The 20,977-nt window shown below is 47.1% G+C and carries 17 protein-coding genes and 1 tRNA gene; 8 read left to right on the top strand and 10 right to left on the bottom strand.

What is annotated here, in order from left to right:
- A partial coding sequence (locus tag PMG71_RS06875) for a DUF4347 domain-containing protein (protein WP_283752916.1) occupies nucleotides 1-2,966 on the bottom strand: 2,966 nt, incomplete at its 3' end.
- 496 nt (nucleotides 2,967-3,462) lie between these two features.
- On the opposite strand from PMG71_RS06875, the gene PMG71_RS06880 reads away from it, so the two are divergent.
- The 5 genes from PMG71_RS06880 (at nucleotide 3,463) to PMG71_RS06900 (ending at nucleotide 6,857) form a co-directional block, all read left to right on the top strand.
- Nucleotides 3,463-4,701, top strand: coding sequence for a glycosyltransferase family 4 protein (locus PMG71_RS06880; protein ID WP_283752917.1), 1,239 nt, complete (start codon nucleotides 3,463-3,465; stop codon nucleotides 4,699-4,701).
- Nucleotides 4,702-4,799: 98 nt separating this feature from the next.
- Nucleotides 4,800-5,231: a ribosome silencing factor gene (rsfS, locus tag PMG71_RS06885; protein WP_283752918.1), complete on the top strand. Its 432-nt coding sequence runs from the start codon at nucleotides 4,800-4,802 to the stop codon at nucleotides 5,229-5,231.
- A gap of 15 nt (nucleotides 5,232-5,246) precedes the next feature.
- Nucleotides 5,247-5,747, top strand: coding sequence for a CGLD27 family protein (locus tag PMG71_RS06890; RefSeq protein ID WP_283752919.1), 501 nt, complete (start codon nucleotides 5,247-5,249; stop codon nucleotides 5,745-5,747).
- Nucleotides 5,748-5,783: 36 nt separating this feature from the next.
- Nucleotides 5,784-6,731 carry an asparaginase gene (locus tag PMG71_RS06895; protein WP_283752920.1) on the top strand — a complete coding sequence of 316 codons (948 nt, stop codon included), beginning with the start codon at nucleotides 5,784-5,786 and terminating at the stop codon, nucleotides 6,729-6,731.
- Nucleotides 6,732-6,780: 49 nt separating this feature from the next.
- Nucleotides 6,781-6,857 (top strand) — tRNA-Met (locus tag PMG71_RS06900).
- A 607-nt stretch (nucleotides 6,858-7,464) separates the two neighbouring features.
- On the opposite strand, the gene PMG71_RS06905 is transcribed toward PMG71_RS06900, so the two are convergent.
- From PMG71_RS06905 to PMG71_RS06925, 5 genes are all read right to left on the bottom strand, one after another.
- Nucleotides 7,465-10,677 (bottom strand): COG1470 family protein, encoded by a 3,213-nt coding sequence (locus PMG71_RS06905; RefSeq protein WP_283752921.1) that lies wholly within the window; start codon nucleotides 10,675-10,677, stop codon nucleotides 7,465-7,467.
- A gap of 36 nt (nucleotides 10,678-10,713) precedes the next feature.
- Nucleotides 10,714-11,706, bottom strand: coding sequence for a glycosyltransferase family protein (locus PMG71_RS06910; protein WP_283752922.1), 993 nt, complete (start codon nucleotides 11,704-11,706; stop codon nucleotides 10,714-10,716).
- Nucleotides 11,707-11,856: 150 nt separating this feature from the next.
- Nucleotides 11,857-14,085, bottom strand: a complete 2,229-nt coding sequence (locus PMG71_RS06915; RefSeq protein WP_283752923.1) for a WD40 repeat domain-containing protein — start codon at nucleotides 14,083-14,085, stop codon at nucleotides 11,857-11,859.
- 122 nt (nucleotides 14,086-14,207) lie between these two features.
- Nucleotides 14,208-14,546 (bottom strand): XisI protein, encoded by a 339-nt coding sequence (locus tag PMG71_RS06920; RefSeq protein WP_283752924.1) that lies wholly within the window; start codon nucleotides 14,544-14,546, stop codon nucleotides 14,208-14,210.
- Nucleotides 14,534-14,950 carry an element excision factor XisH family protein gene (locus PMG71_RS06925; protein ID WP_283752925.1) on the bottom strand — a complete coding sequence of 139 codons (417 nt, stop codon included), beginning with the start codon at nucleotides 14,948-14,950 and terminating at the stop codon, nucleotides 14,534-14,536. The genes PMG71_RS06920 and PMG71_RS06925 overlap by 13 nt, the downstream gene beginning before the upstream one ends.
- A 91-nt stretch (nucleotides 14,951-15,041) precedes the next feature.
- Between PMG71_RS06925 and radA the strand changes: the two genes are divergently transcribed.
- Complete coding sequence (radA, locus tag PMG71_RS06930) at nucleotides 15,042-16,601, top strand: DNA repair protein RadA (protein ID WP_283752926.1); 1,560 nt, start codon at nucleotides 15,042-15,044, stop codon at nucleotides 16,599-16,601.
- Here the strand turns inward: radA and brnA are convergent, their stop codons facing one another.
- Both brnA and PMG71_RS06940 read right to left on the bottom strand, forming a co-directional pair.
- Nucleotides 16,602-16,829: a type II toxin-antitoxin system BrnA family antitoxin gene (gene brnA / locus PMG71_RS06935; RefSeq protein WP_283752927.1), complete on the bottom strand. Its 228-nt coding sequence runs from the start codon at nucleotides 16,827-16,829 to the stop codon at nucleotides 16,602-16,604.
- 121 nt (nucleotides 16,830-16,950) lie between these two features.
- Complete coding sequence (locus tag PMG71_RS06940) at nucleotides 16,951-17,883, bottom strand: ParA family protein (protein ID WP_283752928.1); 933 nt, start codon at nucleotides 17,881-17,883, stop codon at nucleotides 16,951-16,953.
- 295 nt (nucleotides 17,884-18,178) lie between these two features.
- Here PMG71_RS06940 and PMG71_RS06945 point away from each other — a divergent pair, with 295 nt between their 5' ends.
- Nucleotides 18,179-18,775, top strand: coding sequence for a DUF3177 family protein (locus PMG71_RS06945; protein ID WP_283752941.1), 597 nt, complete (start codon nucleotides 18,179-18,181; stop codon nucleotides 18,773-18,775).
- Nucleotides 18,776-18,798: 23 nt separating this feature from the next.
- Nucleotides 18,799-19,089 carry a DUF7734 family protein gene (locus tag PMG71_RS06950; RefSeq protein ID WP_283752929.1) on the top strand — a complete coding sequence of 97 codons (291 nt, stop codon included), beginning with the start codon at nucleotides 18,799-18,801 and terminating at the stop codon, nucleotides 19,087-19,089.
- Nucleotides 19,090-19,320: 231 nt separating this feature from the next.
- Here PMG71_RS06950 and mutY read toward each other — a convergent pair whose 3' ends face one another.
- Nucleotides 19,321-20,445, bottom strand: coding sequence for an A/G-specific adenine glycosylase (mutY, locus tag PMG71_RS06955; RefSeq protein WP_283752930.1), 1,125 nt, complete (start codon nucleotides 20,443-20,445; stop codon nucleotides 19,321-19,323).
- A 33-nt stretch (nucleotides 20,446-20,478) separates the two neighbouring features.
- Nucleotides 20,479-20,820 carry a DUF760 domain-containing protein gene (locus tag PMG71_RS06960; RefSeq protein ID WP_283752931.1) on the bottom strand — a complete coding sequence of 114 codons (342 nt, stop codon included), beginning with the start codon at nucleotides 20,818-20,820 and terminating at the stop codon, nucleotides 20,479-20,481.
- Nucleotides 20,821-20,977: the final 157 nt, after the last annotated feature.

Below are 20,977 nucleotides of genomic sequence, written 5' to 3' on the forward strand. Positions count from 1 at the left end.
TCTTGAATACCTGGAGTGCTGGGGTCTAAATCTACGGTGCTGGGGTCTAGGTCTCCATCTACATCGGTGTCGTTACCGGTGAGGCTGAAGGTAACATCGGTGTCTTGAGCGGTGGTGTCGCTGTCGTTGTTGGCTACGGGAATAAAAGAAACTGTGGCGCTGTCACTATTATTGCTTTCGCTACTTTCAGTGATATTATCATTGGGGTCAACCACTGCCGTGTTGGTGAAGGGGGAGGTAGGAGTGTTAGAGACTGTACCCACAATGGTTAAGGTGGCCGTGCTACCGGCGGTGAGAGAGCCTCCGGTGAAGGTGACGACTCCTCCCGTTTCACTGGCACTGAAGCCAGCTTGGGTGGTGGCATTGGAGTAGGTGAAGCCGGTGGGGAGGGTGTCTTGAACTTCGATACCGGTGACATCGGCTCCAGGGTTGGCGTTGCTGACGACTAGGGTGTAGGTGAGGGGGTCTCCGGCACTGACGTTGGTGCTGCTGGCGGTTTTGATGATGCTCAGGTCGGGGGAGGGAGTGGTCACCGTGGGGGTAACGGTGCCTTCGTTATTGGTTTCGTTACTTTCGGCGATGGTGTTGTTGGGGTCAACCACTGCCGTGTTGGTGAAGGGGTCACTGGCGGCGGCGGTGACCGTACCGATGATGGTCAGGGTGGCCGTGCTACCGGCGGTGAGAGAGCCTCCGGTGAAGGTGACGACTCCTCCCGTTTCACTGGCACTGAAGCCAGCTTGGGTGTTGGCATTGGAGTAGGTGAAGCCGGTGGGGAGGGTGTCTTGAACTTCGATACCGGTGACATCAGCGCCAGGGTTGGCGTTGCTGACGACTAGGGTGTAGGTGAGGGGGTCTCCGGCACTGACGTTGCTGCTGCTGGCGGTTTTGGTGATGCTCAGGTCGGGGGGAGTGGTAGCAACGACATTGGTTGTATCAGTGAGAATGTCATCTCCTGGGGAGGTGTCGTTAATACCTGGAACTTGGACAGTGTTCTCAATTGTACTGTTAGCAGGAGCGATAACTGTTCCTTCTGCCAGAATAGTTAGGGTGTCATCTGGCCCGATGTTGACACTGGTGAATATTTCATTGCTCGTGCCCGAAGCACCGTTAATTATGTTAGATTGTCCTGAAGTATTTGTGACTGAAGCATTCCAGGAGTCAATGTCAACACCACTTGTGGGAATCGAGTCTTGGACAATTAAGCCGACAACGCGATTGGGGAGAGTGTTATTGGTTAGACTAATGGTGTAAGTAATATTTGCTCCTGTAGCAATATTATCTACACCGTCAGTTTTGGTAATTGTGAAATCTACATCTGGAGTTGGAGTAGGAAGAGTCCCAAAGTCACCAGAGTTTTCACTGGGTTCCTGAATAATTGTAGCGGTTCCATTCGTCTGACTGAGGCGGGCAAAGCGTCTTTCATTATTGTTACCGTTTGATCTAACGATGGCATAAAGGTCTCCGTCTTCTCCAAAGCCAAGAGAACCTGAATTATCAACATTGGAGAGTCCAGACTCACCCACATATTCAGCAATGAGAGTATTGACATTGACTTTGTAGAGCCTTAACTCTCCACTGACTAAAACTGAAACATAGAGAATATCGGCATTGTTGGGATCAAAAGCAGCATCACCACTTCCTGCACTGAAGGATGGAGTGCCCCCTGATATTGCTCCTAAGTCTGTTGCCACTCCTGTATTAGGATCAATGCTATAAAGGTTTGCAGTATTTCCAGCTAAACCGTAAATCGTACCATCTTGAGCTTGAGCCAGTTTCAGGAACTGAACATCTACACCTGTGCGATTAGGGAGGGTGGTATTAGTTTGGGTCACAGGGTCCCAATAACCCACTTGAGAACCCACTGGAGCAGTGGAATTACTTTGTTCTCCCACATAATAAATTCGTCCTGTATTACTATCGCGAGTAATGGCAAAACTCCGAAAAGCAAGCTCTCCTCCAGGGATAAAGGTTTGATTTCCGTTGGTAATATCAACTAAGTATAGTTGGGAAGGGTTACCTCTAGCAGAATAGAAGGGGTTGGGTTGGATATTACCTACAAAGGTATCGACTGTGGCTTGGTTATTTGTGGCGTTTGGATCGCTCGGGTTAGAGGCAGTAATTTCAGCAGTGTTACTCAGGATCGTGCCGCTAGTACCAAGATCAATGGTTGCCTCAATTTCTAGGGTGGCGTTGTCACCGTTGTTGATATTACCGACTGTCCAAATTCCTGTTGTATTGTCGTAGGTTCCTTGACTGGGTGTGCTACCTGAAAAAGTAAGTCCGCTTGGTAGTGAATCTGTAACTTCTACTCCTGTGGCATTATCGGGCCCGTTGTTGGAGAGGGTAATGGTGTAGGTGATAGTATTCCCAACGTTGGGAACATTGTTACTGATGGTTACTCCGGTAATTTCTAGGTCGGCATTAAGGGTATGGGGGTAGGTGGCGATCGCCCCCTCATCAAATACTAATTCCGATCGCATCTTCCCAGTTCGATACCCTAGCTCCCAGGTTCCTCCTAGAGCGGTGTTACCGGTTAAGGTTGTGGATGCGGCGATCGCCCTTTTCGTTAACTCACTGAGGCGATCGACGAAACACCGACCGATCGCATTCCCAGCGACTCGACACCCATAGAGTAAGATTTCCGCCGACTGACTCAGCAGATTTGACCAGCCTTGCAGGGTTTGGCTATAGTAGGGGAGGTTTTCTCGATTGAGTTGGGTCGAACCCAACTGGATCTGACCCCAATGACCATGGGAAATGACATGAAGAGCTTCAATGGAGTGGGCATTTTTCCCATATGTATGCAAATGTTGGGTAATTTGCTCAATGCCATCTTGGTCTTTTTTCAGGATGACCACTTCCACGTCTGACTTGACCCCATTCACTAGGGTGGCATAATCTTTAACCTGGGGATCGATAAAAGCAATCTGTTTCCGGACAACAGGAAATGGGGATAAGTTAGACATGGTTATGGTAGATTGAATCTGATGATTTTGAGCTAAATCAATGGGATCTCCGAAGCAGGTTTCATTACTCTTTTTTACGGTTAAAAAAAGCTGAAACACTTTACATAGAGTTTTGGAAATCCTTTCCTGGGACTCTATTCTTAGATTTAAATCGATATAGCGATTGCCATTTAGAATAGGTTGATAGCATCCTGATAATTGAGACCAACAAGACAAACTAAAATGCTAATAACTCTTTATAAAAGTCAAGATTGGTTACACACCCTGAATCGGTATTCTTCAATTATATATCGAACTAAAATTATTTGGCAATTGATAGAGTGTTAATGCTTAATATTAAGAAACAAAGATTTTATGAGGGAATAAGTTGTGTTTTTTGTTGTTTATAATACATTGACTGTGCAATTAGCTTAAATCTACGTTACAATTGTGTAAACTTTTTCGTAAGGTTAATTGTATTGCTATTTCACATCCTATCAATGCAAGGTCTTATGCAATGCGAATTCTAATTTATTCCTACAACTACGCTCCAGAACCGATTGGGATCGCCCCATTGATGACGGAGTTAGCTGAAGGTCTTGCCGAGCGAGGCCATCAAGTGCGTGTCGTGACGGGGATGCCCAATTATCCAGAACGGCAAGTATATGAGGAATATCGTGGTAAAATTTATCTAACTGAAGTAAAAAACAAGGTGACGATTCAACGCAGTTATATTTATATTAAGGGGCCAAAACCGGGATTATTAGATCGCCTTTTACTTGATGGGAGTTTTATTGCCAGTAGTGTAGTCCAAGCCTATCGAGGATGGCGACCCGATGTCGTGTTTGCCACAATTCCTCCCTTACCCATTTCCATTCCTGTGAGTCTTTTTTCTGCCTCTCGACGCTCTCCAGTGGTACTCAATTTACAAGATATTGTTTCAGAAGCGGCGGTTAGAGTGGGCTTACTCAAACGGGAGTCCGTGCTATTTAAGATGGCAGAAAGTTTGGAGACTCTAGCCTATTCTACGTCAGCAAAGATTAGCGTCATAGCGGAAGGATTTCGAGATAAGTTGCTGTCCCAAGGAATTAGCGATCGCAAAATCACCTGTATTCCCAACTGGGTGGATGTTAACTTCATTCGTCCCCTACCCCAAGAACCCAATGATTTTCGCACAAACCATCAACTGAACGGTAAATTTGTCATTCTTTATGCTGGAAATATTGCTCTGACTCAAGGATTAAGTACAGTTATTGAGGCGGCTGGTCAACTCCAACATCTAGAAGCGATTCAATTTGTGATTGTGGGAGAACAAAAAGCCTTGGGCACACTGCAAACAGAATGCGATCGCGTCAAAGTCAAAAATGTCAAACTCCTGCCCTTCCAACCCCGCGAAACCCTGCCCCAAATGTATGCTGCGGCCAACATCGGCTTAGTCGTCCAAAAACAGCGCGTTACAACCTTTAACTTACCCTCGAAAATTCCCTTAATTTTGTCCAGTGGTCGAGCCATTGTCGCCTCAGTTCCCGATGATGGAACCGCAGCTAAAGCCGTTCACGATAGTGGCGGTGGAGTAGTGGTTGCGCCAGAAGATGGCAAAGCCCTAGCAGACAAAATTGCCGATCTCTATCATAATCCCATGGAAGTAGAACAGCTAGGCAAGCAAGGGCGAGACTATGCCATGGCAAACTTTTCCCTTGAACAAGCGCTCAATCGCTATGAAAGCCTATTTGAGGAAGTAATCGGTAATAGGTAATGGGAAAGCTCCCCATCCTCCCCACTCCCCAGATCTTCAGTTAAGATAAAGATTCTTCAGATAAACCCAATAGTGTCCTAATTCTTAACCTAGTTTGCATGTCCAACTTTGGCCAAACCCCTCTTTCCCCTTCCTCAATTCCCCCTTCAGCTCCCTCTAACCCCCTTTCCTTAGAGCAGAGTCAGCGCATGGCCCTAACCATGGCTGAAGCTGCTGATGACCGTAAAGGGGCAGATATCGCGATCCTCAAAGTCGATGAAGTCTCCTACTTAGCAGACTTTTTCATCTTGGTAACCGGATTCTCGACCGTCCAAGTGCGGGCGATCGCCAGGGCGATCGAAGATAGTGTAGAAGAACACTTCCAACGCTTTCCCTTAAGAACCGAAGGAAAAGCAGAAGGAAGCTGGATTTTACAAGACTTTGGAGAAGTAATTGTTCATATCTTTCTCCCCCAAGAGCGGCAATTTTATAACCTTGATGCCTTCTGGAGTCATGCCGAACCCATAGAATTTAAACCCAAGGACTCATAGAGATAGCACAGCCCAATGATGGAAAAGAATACCTGGCCTTGTCCTGTCCCAGACGAACAACAACCCCTCAACGAATTTCGAGAACTCAAAGAATCGGGATTCTTTCGTTGGGGAACCCTAGACCCTCACCAATATTGGTTGAAAGTGATTTGGATTTGGGGATTAAGCTGGGTCATTACCGGGCCAGTAGCGGCGGCCAGTTTTCCAATCAGTAAAGACCCCATGCACTTTACCCTCTGTGCCAGTGCTGGAGCCAGCTTAATCTTGGTTTTACTTCTACTGCGCTTATACTTAGGATGGAAATATATCGGCGATCGCCTCAACAGTCCCACCGTCTCCTACGAAGAATCTGGCTGGTATGATGGTCAAATCTGGGAAAAATCCCCAGAGAGCCTGACCCAAGACCAACTGATCGTCACCTACCAAGTCAAACCCATCCTCAAACGTCTTCATTGGACATTTGCTGGACTAGGCACACTTCTGGGAACGGAAGCCATTAGTTGGGTCTGCTTTTAATGATTTCCGATCTTCTATTCATCCATTGATAAACTCATGACCAGGGGAAAACGTACCGCCACCTTACAAGTTAGTCTCCTTCGGGAAGGCATTACTGAATCCACCCACTGCACGCAAGCCGTTGTTTGCGACGATAAAGGGCGAGTGCTTTCTGCTGCTGGAGATCCAGAAACAGCCACATTCATTCGTTCTGCTCTCAAACCCTTTCAAGCCTCAGCCGTAACCAGCAGTGGAACCCTAGAGAGCTATAATCTGAGCGATCGCGATTTAGCCATCATTTGCAGTTCCCACCAAGGCACAACCCAGCAAGCTAGGCAAGTCTTTAACATTCTCTGGCGCTGCGAAATTGAACCCACCGCCCTCCAATGTCCCATCCCCCCCGGCGCTCAAAGCGCCCTCCAACATAATTGCTCAGGCAAACATGCAGGCATGTTAGCCGTTTGTCAGCAACGCCATTGGATGAAAGAAAACTACTTACGCCGCAATCATCCCGTTCAACAACTTATTCTATCCAGAGTCGCCGAACTGCTCAGACTTCCCCCCGATGAACTCATCGGTGTCCATGATGACTGTGGCGCACCCACCTACTACATGCAACTCGGACAAATGGCCACCCTATACGCTCAGTTATCCTCCGGCGAACATCTCGACTTAGAACGAGTCGTGCGAGCCATGACCCATTATCCCGAATTCGTCGCCGGTGAAGAAACCTTTGACACTGAACTCATGCGGATCACCCAAGGAGAACTGATTAGCAAATCTGGAGCTGAAGGCATCCAATGCATTGGCCGCATCGGTGAAGGCATGGGTTTAGCCATTAAAGTCAGTGATGGCAGTAAACGGGCCAAATATGCCGCCGCCATTCATGCCCTCAAAGAATTAGGCTGGATCACTCCCCTGGCCGCAGATACCCTCGGAGAACAGTTTATGAGCATTGGAGACTATAAACGGCTAGAAGTGAGTGGAGAATTATCCCTAATTTAGACAAAAAGGTTGCACAATTTCAATCCCCGATCTATACTAGATGAAGTGACGCGGGGTAGAGCAGTCTGGTAGCTCGTCGGGCTCATAACCCGAAGGTCAGTGGTTCAAATCCGCTCCCCGCCACCAAATTCTAAATATGGTATAGAGCGAGTTATAGCAACTGACCTTCTGATTACGGTAACTTGCTCAAAAATATTTCACACAAATTCACCATACTACCCCCCTTAGTGGGGGTTAAGTGGTTTGTGATGGGGTAAGATATAAATAGATATTTGTTATAGCCACCATAGAAAACCACTGGATACATAAGCACAAAAAATTCAGGCGTTCAGGCTTAGAAGCAAAAACCCAAAAATAGGCAGAATTTAGGCTAAAGGTACTTCATTGGGTCATCATCCTCGCTCTCTAGCCCCACATACGTTACTTGCCGATCGCGGGGATTAAATGAGCGCTCGACCCTCAAGGCGGTAAATGATTTCCTTACCATCAAAATCAACGGTAAGGATTTTTCGTCTCAAAAGTTCAGCAAACATCTGAACTGAAAGATACAGCAGTTTACTCTGCTATGAGGTACATTAATGACGGTTTTTAACGATAGCTAAAATAGCTCAAAGTCCTACCCAGTCTGTTGTTTGTTCCCCCTATCCCCCCATCACTCATAGAGCCATAGCCAACCTTCATCAATACTCTATATGATTCTATCTTCATTGAAGGCTCTAGAAGTCCCGATCCATTAATCAAACTGTGGGGGGAGATCCGCCGGAGATAAGCCATCGGGTTCTGGGGGTAGGGGTTGATTTCCTGGAGTAGATGAAGGAGTCTCGGACGGGGGAGGAAGGACGGTTTCAATCACTAGGGTGCGTTGCAATTGTTGCCCGGTTCCTCCAGTGACGGTTAAGGTGAGGGTTTCTTGTCCCGGTTGGGGACTGATGGGATAGGCAAGAGTCCCAGTTAAGGGGACTGTGCCGGGTGAGGGGAGTAATTGGACACGGGTATTGGGGCCACCGATGACATTCCAGCTTAGATTGAGGGGGTTGGGTCTTTCGTCCGGTTGCAGAGTCACCACGACGCGCAGGGGGGCAGTTTCCCCATTCACAGTAAAGTTCCTAATGGCGAGGGGATAGGTGCGTGGTAAGATTTGAATCACTTCTGTTTGTTGGCGATCGCTCACCTCTGAGGGATTTTGTTTACTGATAGTGCTAACTTCAAAGATGTATTCTCCCCCTTGACGGGCGGAAGTGGGGACATTTTGACAAATCAAACGTCCAGCTAGGACACAATAGGGTTGTAGGGCATTGGGGATGCCGCTATCGAACCGATAACGGCGGGCTGGAACCCTGGCAATTCCGCCCGTATCCCGACCGACAATTTGCAGCTCTTGCAGTTGGTCGGCGTTTTCGATTTCCCAAGAGAGTAAAATTTCTTCCCCTTGGTCTTCGCTGTAGGTGGTTTGTCCCGATCGCAGTTGCAGAATTTGCGGCGAGGGAGGGGCAGGAGGAGGAATTAGGGCAATGGTGGCGGTAGTTTCGGTTTCGGTGATTTCTCCGGTTCCCCGTTTGGGAATCACACCGAGTTCAAATTGATAGTTTCCGCTTTCAGAGATGGGGAGAGTGATATTCCGACAGCGCAGTTGATTGAGGGTGAGATCGCAGAGGGATTTTAGGCGTTCGGGGATAGCTGAGTTGAAGGAAAAGCGCATTTCTGGCATGGCAACAAAGCCTTCAACCGATCGCCCTTTCAAGACTATGGCTTGAATTTGATCGGCATTGGCGATCGCCCAGTCAAGCTGTATTTGTTCCCCCCTAGCGATTTCATACTGGGGTTGTCTGGGCTGAAATTCGATAATTTTGGGCGGTTCTGGTGCTTTAATTTCAATCACATCTGCAAGGGCAGTTTGGGCTTCTCCTTCAATGCGCGAATCGGGAATTACAGTCAGTTCAAAGATATAACGGCCAAATTCGTCTACGGTTACGGGAACAGCCTCACAAATCAACGTTTGATTGTCAAAGGTACAATACTTGCGCCAATCATCCGGTAGTCCAGATTGCAGATCGGTGCGCTGCTGCTCGCTATTGACCACTCCATCCGGGTTGCGCCCGATCCAACCCAATTCGGCGATCGCACTAGGATTACTGATTTTCCAGCTTAATTCAATGGTGTGGGTTGTGTCATTTCCGGTAGAATTGCCCGTGGTAGGGGCGGGTTCACCGAGATCTTGGTTTGCAGACGATACGGCTGGTGAACCCGCCCTTACGGAACCCGTGGGGGTTGGGTTGTTTTCGGTGGGATCGGGTTGTGCTAATGTTGCCCGAAATTCGATGATTTCTGGTAGGGGAATGGGGGCGATCGCGATCGTGTTGGTTTGGGCGATAATGGGAGCAACCTGCGATCGCTTGGCAGTCACCTTTAACTCAAAGATATAATCCCCCGGTTCGCGGGCATCCGTGCGAATATTGCGACAGACTAAAGTCCGCCAAGAGCGGGTACAAAACTCCTGTAAGCTTTCTGGTAATCCTCGGCGGCTGAAATTGTAGGAAACCGGAATACTGGTTACATTACCATTAGGCGATCGCCCCAAAATTTGCAAACTCTGAATTTGCCGAACATTGCCAATTTCCCAATTCAGATAAATAAAATCATCATTCGCTGCCGCATAGGACGGAGCAACCGAGTTAAAGTCCTCAATTCTCGGAGGCGCAGGGGGCTTAAAAAACAGCCACCAGAGGGCAAAAATCAATAAGCCCAATAACCCTAACCCGGCTAAAATCGCTAACAGCAATTGCCACCAAGGGCGAGCTTGCCAGAGAAAATTCCCCTCAATCTCATCTGTGGGTAAGGGCAGTTGATAATCATCCGTCAGTTGCACATAAAAATTAAGCGTGCGTCCCTGACCTAGCAATGGCCTGCGCCACCAGGGGCCCGGTTTTGCGTCTATATCGACTTGCCATTGCTCCCCCTGCTCCAACTTCAGGCGATCGGGATTTAATTCATACACACAAACCGGGCGCTCTTGGTCTTCCCGCACCGTCAAGCGCAACTGTCGCAGAGTATTGCCCTGATTCTGTAGGCGCAACTGAAAGAGGGCCGCCTCCCGACTCACCTTACCCACCAATGTCCGCAAATCCACCCGCAAATCATACCGAGGCACAACCTCGATATAGACCACATCCAATAACAGCAACTCCGGGTTATTTTCCCCCGTTAAGCGCAGAGTCGGTAAATAACGGCCCGCTTTGGTATCCACAGGGAAGCGAAACTCTAGAGTAACTTCTCCCTTCGCTCCTGGATTCAGGGCCAAATTATCGGGAATCACCACCAACCCCAACTCATTAATCCCTTCTGGATAATGGACTTCCCACCAGAGTTCCGGTAAATCGGTACAAGTGAGGCGAAAGCGATCGACCCGATTAGAGCGATTATGCACCAAAACCGTCACCACCAGGGATTGACCCAGTTCTAGAGGGGCCGGTTTTTCGGGAGTGGTAACCGGAGTCAGGGCAAAAGTGGGGTCATTGGACTGAACCGCTTCTTGAATGGGGGGCAGAACTTGGAGTGTTGCTTGGTGACGGATGGGGGTTTCTTCCGGATAATGCTTGGGTGCATCAATCACCAGAAGATAAGTATACTGACCAGGAATTGCTTCTACGGGAATGGGAAAGGAGAAAACAACCTCGCTACTACTTCCCGCACTGAGGGCAAACCGTTCATAGGGATTGGGACACCAAGTTTTGAGGACTCCTGAAGAATCATCAATAAACAGATCGATAATTGCCCCTTGGAATCCTTGATTACCAATCGTTACCCGCAGTTCAAAGGTTTCCCCAGCCGAAATGACACTATCGCCTGATGGGTTGGTAATCACGCTCAGGGACTGACTGCCATTAGACCGTGAACTAAAGGAATTACTCGGGTTGAACGGATTAAGCTGGGGATTCGATTGAGTCATGTCAATTAAAAATTAAAACTTCTCATACCTCTAAGCTTAAGTCTCCTTGAGAGTTTGCATGATTCGCTCATAGAATTGGATATTTGCCTTTCTATGTTCTTGAAGGATGGACGAATCTTTAGTTATCTGGTTGGGCAAAAATCTTTTCCAGTTACGAGTAAAACACCAAAAATGATTTCCATAACTAAATTCCCACTTAAGCTTATTTAGGAAAGTGGTTTTGAAAGGCTGAATCTTCAGTCTACTATATTTCCACTGGCTTACAGGATAAATACCAATATGGTTCCTGAGCGTTAAAAATTTAGTGCTAAATGGAAAAGCTAGAACCCTACGTCCTAATAACATACCCCAGTAAGCACCATGATAAGAACTGGTCAATATTGTTTCTCCAGATCCCAAGAAATCAAGAACCTCTTGCAAATTTTGTGTGTTGTGAGTCATCTGAGGTAATGAGCCGATTTTTATCTTAAATTTTTCGTGAGAAAATACGACAAATTCATGTTTTATTTCTCTGTGTTTATCAAATTCTTTGCTCATGCAACTCACACAAGGAACCCAATCATATCCTTGATTAAAATCTCTAATGCCTACAAAACTGAAAGGATCTACATAGCCTGAATAATCAAAGTTTTTATGATTCTCCTGAAGTTCATCAATGAACGGCTTATTACGGGATAGTTTGAAATTAGGGTAGATTTGCTGACCCGCTCCCCAAATAATCCATTGCCCTTGAATATGATTGCGTATATCTTGAAGCTGCTGGAAACATTTCCAAAACCTTTGAAATAATAAACCGCCTCCACCAACTATTAGATGATAGCGAGTATTTGAACTCGTATTTTTTATTTTATCTAAACAAATTGATCCACCAAAACCACCTTGAGGGGTTGGAAAATCTGGATCAATAGAGCGAAAATCTAGGGTTTCTACTTGCCAACCTGGAAAATCAAAATAATGAATCGGTGATGACATGAAATCTCCAACATTTCTCGGATTGATCGCATAAGTGCTAATTAATTTTCTTTCCATGATTTGAGCTGTACCACTTTTATCAATATGGGGATCTCGAAAACCACCAATTCTGACTGAAACAAGAAGCCATCTTCCAGAAACTGGGTTCCTCTGGTTATGAATTCTAACAGCCGGTACGCGATATTGTGTAATTGGTTATTTATTCTCTCAATCCCGAATGGACTGCACCTGGTAGAGTCTAACTTGTCCATCATCGCCTCCGGTGACGATTTGCAGTTGGGAGCCACTTCTATTTCTGCGAGAGGGGATTAGGGATAAGTCTACGGTATTGAGGGATTGGGAATGGTTGGCGATAACCTTTCCTTTAAGATATTTACTTAAGCGCTCTCCAGTGTCTCTCAGAGGCCAGAGGATGAGTCTACCGTCATCGCCGACACTGGCAAGGTATGCACCATCGGCACTGAAGGCGATAGAGCGCACGGCTTCACCATTATGACTATTGTCCCAGCGATCGAGGAGTTCACAAGTGGGATTGGCTCCTGCTCCTAAACCGGGTTCTAGACAAGGGCGTAAATTCCAAATACTGATACTGCCTTGATTATCGGCAACAGCCAAGAGAAAGGGGCGTTTTTCGGCGGTGGCTAAACTGGTAATATAGTTGTCTTGGCCGGTGGCGGTCTCTGGATCGGAAATATCAAGGGTTTGGGTTGAATTATCTGAACTATTCCAGAGGATGAGTTGATTAAATCGACCGGCAACGGCTAGGGTTTCTGCACCTTGACCGACGAAGGCGAGATCGGAAATGGCGAATTCAAAGGTTTGGGTTAATTCGGGTTCGTTAACGTTTTGGATTTGTTCAAAGTCTGGGCCAATATCCCATTTGGCCAGGAGTCCGCTCCCATGGCCACTGTATAAATAGCGGGAGTCGGGGGTAAATTCGAGATCCATTACCCGGTCGTCTTTTTGATAAACGAGCGATCGCACCGGCATTTCTTCATAGGATAATAAATCCCACAGTTGGATTTCACCATTTTCTAAACCCATGGCCATTTGATTGTTATCAACGGGGCGATATTTGACGGTGCGAACGGCTTTATCGGCTTTAGCGCGAATGTCGAGCAATTCGAGTTTTTTTCCTTCTATTACCCAGTCTCTGACCTGTTGATCGACTCCTCCACTAAGAACGCGATCGCCGAGTCCATTTAGTTGTACCGTAGTGACTGATCCTTGGTGATGAATGTAATGATACCGCCCGTAAATGAACCACCAAAACACCCACGCCAAGACTACAACCAAGAGTCCCTGTAACCATCGGGGCACGATAGGAAAGACTCTGAGAATTAGGGTCTGTTGGCGATCGATGATGGGAACAGATGCCGTTGTCGGGGCGGGTTTCAAAACCGCTCCTATGCCGATAGATGAAGCAGCCCCCACAGGTAAAACGTTGGCTTCAATAGGAATCAAACGCTCCTGCACCCATCCCAACCAGGGGCGTTGGGTTTCTACCTTCAAATCAAAGATTTGGGTTTCGGTGGGGTTGAGGGTATGTTCTGGGGGCAACAGTTCCAGTTGCAGTCGATTTCCCTTATCCTTCTCCTCTAGGGGTAAATCGATGGTGGTTTGACAGGGTTGATTACTCTGATTATCCAGTTCTAAGGGATACATAACTGGGTCAGATTTCCAGGAAGGGAGCCAACGGCGTTTTTGAGGGATGGTTTGCTCTGGTTCCGGAATTTCAAAGCGAATTTCACCTTGGGGAAGAATTTCAATGACCGCTTGCAGTTGGGTCGGGGGGCCATCGGGGTGTGTAATTTTGATGTCTGCTAAGTAGGAGATGCTGGCGATCGCCTCTTCAAAATCTGGTACAGAGCAAACTAAGCTGTAATCCATCCATTGTCCCGGAGGCAAACTGAGGGGGGTAGCAGAGCGGTTTAACCAGGAATAAGGGCTAGAGAGAGCGATCAGGGCTGTAATCTCTTTCTGACCCGGATTCAGGAGCCTTATGGGAAGCTCTAGATCGCTATTGGGATACCCTTTGAGCTTAGAGTTGGGAAGTTCAGCCTGGATCAGCAGTTCACCGATCCCTTTTTGCACCCGCAAGCGCAGGATATGCCGTTCTTCGGTTCCCAACTCTAGGGAGAAAATACGGATAGTGAGATTCACCAAACCCACAAACCCTAAAATTGGGGTGCGGTGAATTTCCACAATAAACCGGGTCAAATCTCCGGGAGGTTTCTTGGTGCTGACTTCTGGGGATAAGCTGTACCAGGTGCGATCGTCCTGGGGAGAAACACCAGCAGCGATAATTTCTAGCTGAAAACTGGCGAAGCGATCGCCCTGGTTGAGTACCTTCACCTCAAACTGAGCCACCCCATAACCCGGTTGAAACGTGAGTTCTTTGGTAGATAGCTCCGTACTCATCAGTTTTTCAACCATGCTCCTATCCTTGTCCTCTAACCTAGTTCATGTCGGCGACAGCCGAAACTGAAGCCATCATATAGCGCTTCACAGGATAATGGGTAATAGGGCGGCCATTTTTCACTCATGCTTATTTTCCTTTAGTTTACCGAATATTCAGTAAATTGCCGCTTAAATGGAGAATGAAAACCGATGACAATATCTGTTTTGGGGACTCCTCTGTTGTTTAAGTCTTGACCAATATCTTGTTCCGTACCATTGTGTTGTATCCAAATTTTTCCGTCCTTAATATCAAAGTGCAGAATCGAGCCATAAATCCGATAATCGCCTAACCAGCCGACTTGAAAAAGCTGGTAATGATCTCTGACTGGATCAAAAATCAATTCGGTTTCTACTTCGTCTTGAGTTGGGTTACTTAAACGGGCATAGTCTTCTAGAAGCTCCTGAATAATTTGGCGATAGTGGTTTAAGGTATCCATCGTTTGATGCTCTCCTTTTGGGGTTCATAGATGATCAGTTTTAACTGTTGAGTTGTAATAATTTCTTGGACTAGCTCTAGGGTAAAAAAAGAAGTGTAAGTATCAAGAGAAATAGCCAGATAAAGAGTATATTCTGGGTATTGTTTTCGTAAGAGACTCCGATACGTGATAAACTGTCCAAGAGCTGTATAAAATTCAGAAATTGTAGAATTTTGAAGAAAGCTTTTGATTTCGACAGCAATTTTCTGCCCTTCCCGTTCTGCGGCTAGGATTTTTTCTGCACCCAAATCAACATAAAGTTGACCGAGATCGTACCGTAACATCAGGGGGTCATGGGTGATTGTCCATCCTTCTCGTTCTAAGGCATGGCGTACAGCTTGATGAAAGAAATCTTTAGCAGGCATGAGAGTATTTCCTAGTTTACCAGATGGCGATCGCCTATCCCCTAATCCTAAAATAACGAAAGATGTCCCCATTCCAGAATACGGATAGATTATGGCTAAGTCTCGAACCCTCTACATTTGCAATCAATGTGGGGCAGAATTTTCCCAATGGTTCGGTAAATGCTCTGCTTGCAATAGTTGGGATTCTCTGATCGAACAGGTGAGCGGCCCGGTGACTCCTACGAATAACCGCTTGGGGTTGCTGAATCAGGAATGGCGCAAGGATGGGGGGCGATCGCCTGCTGAAAGTGGTCAACCTCGTGCTGCGATTACTCTGGATGCTATTTCCGATCAAGCCGTTTTACGCATGAATTCGGGTTATTCAGAGTTAGATCGGGTACTCGGTGGAGGGATTGTGCAGGGGTCTTTGGTGCTGATTGGGGGAGAACCGGGGATCGGAAAATCGACGCTGTTGTTACAAATGGCCAATCAGCTCTCCCAACATTATGCAGTGTTATATGTATCTGCGGAAGAGTCGGGACAACAGGTAAAATTACGGGCGGCGCGGTTAGGAGTGGGGGAAGAGGAAGAAGAGGAGAAACCGAAACTTAAGCATGGATTTGATGCGGTCATCGAACCGAAAAGGAAGGGAAAAAAAGGGGAACAATCGGAGGAACCCCAATCAAAGTTTTATCTATTACCGGAAACGGATTTAGAGGAAATTTTAAGGGAGTTGGAAGCGCTCAAACCCCGTTTGGCGGTGATTGATAGTATTCAAACGATTTATTTTCCTTCTCTGTCCTCTGCTCCCGGTTCGGTGGCTCAGGTGCGCGAGTGTACTTCGGCACTGATGCAGGTGGCGAAACGGGAAAATATTACCCTATTTATTGTCGGTCATGTGACCAAGGATGGCTCTTTGGCGGGGCCGAGGGTGTTGGAGCATTTGGTGGATACGGTATTGTATTTTGAGGGCGATCGCTTTGCATCCCATCGGTTGTTGCGCTCCATGAAAAATCGCTTTGGCGCAACCCATGAAATCGGCGTGTTTGAAATGGTGGCTCAAGGGTTAGCAGAAGTACCGAATCCTTCGGAGTTGTTTTTGGGCAATCGGGATGAGAAGGTGTCGGGAACTTGTACCATTGTCGCTTGTGAGGGAACGCGCCCGATTGTGGTGGAGCTGCAAGCGCTGGTGAGTCCCACAAGTTACGGTTCCCCCCGTCGCGCAACCACTGGGGTGGATAATAATCGCTTGTTGCAAATTTTGGCGGTATTGGAAAAGCGGGTGGGTATTCCCTTATCCAAGCTCGATACTTATGTGGCTTCTGCGGGGGGATTAGGAGTAGAGGAACCAGCCGCAGATTTGGGGATTGCGGTGTCTGTGGTGGCTTCATTCCGCGATCGCCTGGTCGATCCGCGCACGGTGATTATTGGCGAAGTAGGCTTGGGGGGACAGGTGCGAGCGGTGTCCCAATTAGAATTGAGATTAAAGGAAGCGGCGAAGCTCGGCTTTAAGCGGGCGATCGTTCCCAAAGGGCAATCTTTACCGGACTTAGGCTTAACCATTATCCCGGTTGGGCGGGTTTTGGATGCGATCGTTTCTGCCATTCCCGTACAAACTGCCTCCGAAAATTCCCCAGAAGCCGAGTTAGAATTAGACGAATTAGACCTTTAATTACACTACTTTTTCCAGGCGTTCAGCAATCCACACTTTAATCAAAGACTGTCGGGTGATTCCCAACCGTCTTGCTTCGCGATCGAGTGCTTGAATCATCCACTCTGGAAAATCAACATTTACTCTTTTTTGCGTTAACTCACCCCGTCGTGCTTGGCTCAGATCCAGGTATTCGACAATATCTTCTTCTCCTTGGTCAAATTTTTCATCAAATGTCTTAGCTTTCATAAAGTTCTATCTCCTGTTTTCGTGAACGTCGAACTGAGATGATGCGTATTTTGCCCTCTTTATATGGATGGGGGAATGGGGATGCACAGAGAACCCATTACCCATTACCTAATTTCCCAAACTACAAATCCGACATTTTCACCGCCGATTGTTGTTGTTTCCGGGAAATGGTGGTATGGAGTTTTTCCAATAATTCCTCCGTCAATTTTTGGAACGCTTTGGAGCCGCGACTATGGGGATGGGCCAAGACTGCTGGTAAAAAGCTATCCACGGATTTAGACACATTCACATCAGAAGGAATGCGAGTCTGAAACAATTTTGCTTCACTATAATCTGTCCGTACCCGGTTCATCACTTGGCGATAATAGCGGCCGATAAATCCCCCAGCCATGGTGAAAACAATGCCCAACATTTCAATATCTAAGGGATATTCATCTTGATGGACTTCGCGCAGTTTCACTAAACGACGCTCTAATAGTTGAATCCCAATTAAGGAGAGGGGTTCAGGACGAGCCGGAAGCAGATAAAAATGGCTGGCAGTTAGGGCGCTGCGAGTTAAGAGATTATAGCCAGGGGCGCAATCTAAAATGATGTAGTCATATTCATCAATGACGGGTTTTAATATGCCATCTACCAAGACTCTCTCAAAGCGATTCCATACGGTTTCAAAGGACACTTGTTCCCGATAAACGGCTTTTTCATAGATCATTTCTGAAACTGAAAATTCATCATACATATCAATGTCCCCAGGGAGTAAATGAAGTTTGGGAACATTACAAGCGTAGGGAATGATAATATCTTGGATGGGAAAAGCAGCTTTTGAGGCTGGATTGATGGCTTTTTTAACCAGTTCTCTTAAGGTGCGTTGATCTCGCCTGAGTTTGGCAAAATCGGAGGGAGACATCATACTGAGAGTGGCACTAATTTGAGTATCTAAATCGACAATCAACACCCGCTTGTCATGATATTTGGCAAGACAGGCCGCTAGATTAACTGTGAGGGTAGTTTTGCCGACCCCTCCTTTCATGTTGACCGTTGAAATAATATATCCCATAAGTAAGATCCAGTCCGTTCGGTGAAAAATGTCCAGAAAATGTGCAGTTATGTGCAGTTATGAGCGTCTCCAAGACAAGGAGTCTGGGAGGGGTGGCTCCCCATCTAGCAGTTGTGCCTTTCAAATCATAAGGCCGATTTACAAGTCATGGTGCTGATATCTACTCAATTTGCATGGTATTATTGAGACTTAATATCAGTTTGTCAATGTTTGCGCTCCAGATAGGGGGCGAAAAACAGGGTTTTTTCTGGTAGGTTTGAAGGTTGCTGATCTTGAAGATTGGGAGAGAGTGGGAATGGATTGGATGCGATCGCTCATTTGGATGGACTATCGGTTAGTGGCACTGGTTGGCATCGGGATTCCCTTGGTGCTGCTGATTTGGTCGCTGGTTAAACAGTCTGTCCCCCTGATCCGGCTGATGCTGATATATTGGCGGGTGGCGAGTTTGCTGATTATTTCCCTCTATTTGATGATTGGGGGAGCGCCTATTGGTTTTGTGAGTTCTCTATCTGCCCGGATTTTGATTCCCATATCCCTCTGGTTTTGGATCGACTTGAATGAGGAAATTGAGGATATGCCGCCCTCCCGCGCCCTGAAACTGGCGTTTACGGCTTGGCGCTGGGCGGTGACGGTGTTTATGGGAGTTGGGGCGATCGCCCAATTACCTTCCCTACAATGCGCTTTTTCTCCCACGAAAGACTTAATCCAAAATGACTTTTGCCGACTGTGGTTAGAAGCACCCTGGGCTTATAAACAGTTATTCCACAATGCCACCAGCGAACGCTTCTTAGGCTTTATTGGTATCCTGGGATTGCTGATCTATGTAACTTACCTGAGTTATTTTGTGCTAATTCGCCTCGGAAAACAGGGGCGCACTGCCGTCAGCTCATAATTACTCATGACTCATTACTCGCTATGCTTTCTCGACGTTTAGAACAATACACCCTCAAACGTCCCCAAGAAGTGCTGCTCATCAGCGCCGAAATTGAGGGTGAAGCGGATCAAATCCTAGTATTTAAGGGCTTTTCTAGTTCTTTGATGCGATCGACTGCCTTTAACCCCGATATTCCCGTCTTACCAGAAACGGCTAAGATTACGGGGTGCGATCGCCTAAAAAGCCCCTACACCCCCGAAAATCCCCAATATATTCAGCAGGGACTCACCTTAGACAACCTAGAAGCCTTATTCGCAGAAGTAGAGGTTTAAAGCAGATCGGGGTAAAATGCCCTCTCCCACTCCAAGAGGAATTTTTCCCCTTAATAGGTAATATCAAGTCCGGATAAAAAGTGAAGAAGCGGGCAAGATGCCCGCACTCCTCTAATCTCTATGATATTGCTGGAGTGGGAGCGTCTCGCTCCCTAAATTTTTAATCATGGTATTTCCGCTTCGCGGACATGAACAATCGGACTTAATATAATATCATCTCTGGGTATCTCCCTACTCAGGCACTCCCTGCTCCCGTAGGGCTTCAATGATTTTCAGATTGGCTTTGGGAAAGGGAAATTGATCTAATTCTTCTAAAGTAACCCAACGAATTTCTTGGCATTCGATCGCTTGAGGTGTGCCGGAACTGTAGCGACAATTATACACATTTAAGGTGACCCGAAAATGGGTATAGGCATGGTCAATGGTAATCAGATGATCGCCCACTTCTATGTCTATGGCTAGTTCTTCTTGAATTTCCCGTTTAATACATTCTGGCAGGGTTTCGCCCGGTTCGAGTTTGCCCCCAGGAAATTCCCATAAACCGCCGAGTAATCCTTTGTCTAAGCGACGGTCGATGAGCAGTTGTCCTTGAGTATTCCAGATGACGGCAACACCGATGGTTTTGTGGGGCCGAATAGAGGGAGTTTCACGCATGGGCCAATGGGTGGGGGTTCCGGTTTGATGGGCGAGACAATGGGAACTCCAGGGACAGCGATCGCACTTGGGTACTTTCGGAGTACAAATTGTTGCTCCTAAGTCCATCAGGGCTTGGTTGAAGTCCCTGGGATTCTCCCGATCCAGAATAGCATCTGATAATTGCCAAAGCTCTTTCTGGGCTTTTCCTGGAGGGGAGGGTAGGATGGTGAGTCTGGCTAAGATGCGTTTCACATTGCCATCTAAAATAGAAATGGGTTGATTAAAGGCGGCACTGAGAATACCGCCAGCCGTAGTGCGACCAATACCGGGTAGACTTAAAAGATCTTCTAACTGTTGGGGAAAAATGCCCTGATGCTCTGCCATAACCTGCTGGGCAGCTCGATGCAGATTTCGCGCCCGGCTATAATAACCGAGTCCTTCCCAGAGTTTCAGCACCTGTTGCTGGTCGGCTTGGGCGAGGGTTTGTAGGGTGGGAAACGCTTGTAACCAGCGATCGTAATAGGGTAAAACCGTCTTCACTTGGGTTTGCTGGAGCATGATCTCCGAAACCCAAATCCGGTAAGGGTCTTGCACTTTTCGCCAAGGCAAGACCCGACCCGCATTATCATACCAGCGCAGCAGAGTAGCTCGGAGACCTTCAAGAACAGCAGATTCAGGAAGTCTCCAAGGAGTTTGTGGGGATGGGTGAACTAAAGACACCTGAATCTACTGGAAACCTGACTTGAGTTAACCCTACTCGGTCTCAGTCGCGTGGGATTCAGAGGCTGACCAGGTATTTTCAAACGTCATACGCTGTTCAGCATTACGCAAGAAATAGCCACTGATCATGGCGGAGGCTAAGAGACGGCCCAGGTTTTCTCGGTTGGTGGTTACCGTAACCCCAAATTGCTCTGAAGGAAGATGGCCCAGAAGTCCCATAATGTTGCTTTCCATCACCTGGAAAACTTCAGAAGACGTAGGTTTAGAGAGTTGAGCCACCGTTTCTGGACTCAAGGATTGAACATAATCCCACAATAAGTTATTGTCAGTGTCGCCCTGAAATAGTTCAGGATTTTGATTCGACGGGTTATTCACGTTAGACCTCCGTACAGTTCACCGCGACAACTTCTAGCCTTTTAGGTTGGAGCCGCTTTTGCATTGGGGATTGAACAACAGCACACTGCTGTACTATTTTGCCAATCCTATGTGCTTATAAACTAATGTAACAGTTTCTTGGCAAAGCCGTAGGCTT

It is taken from the genome of Roseofilum acuticapitatum BLCC-M154 (assembly GCF_030068475.1).
In the GTDB taxonomy this organism is placed as follows: Bacteria; Cyanobacteriota; Cyanobacteriia; order Cyanobacteriales; family Desertifilaceae; genus Roseofilum; species Roseofilum acuticapitatum.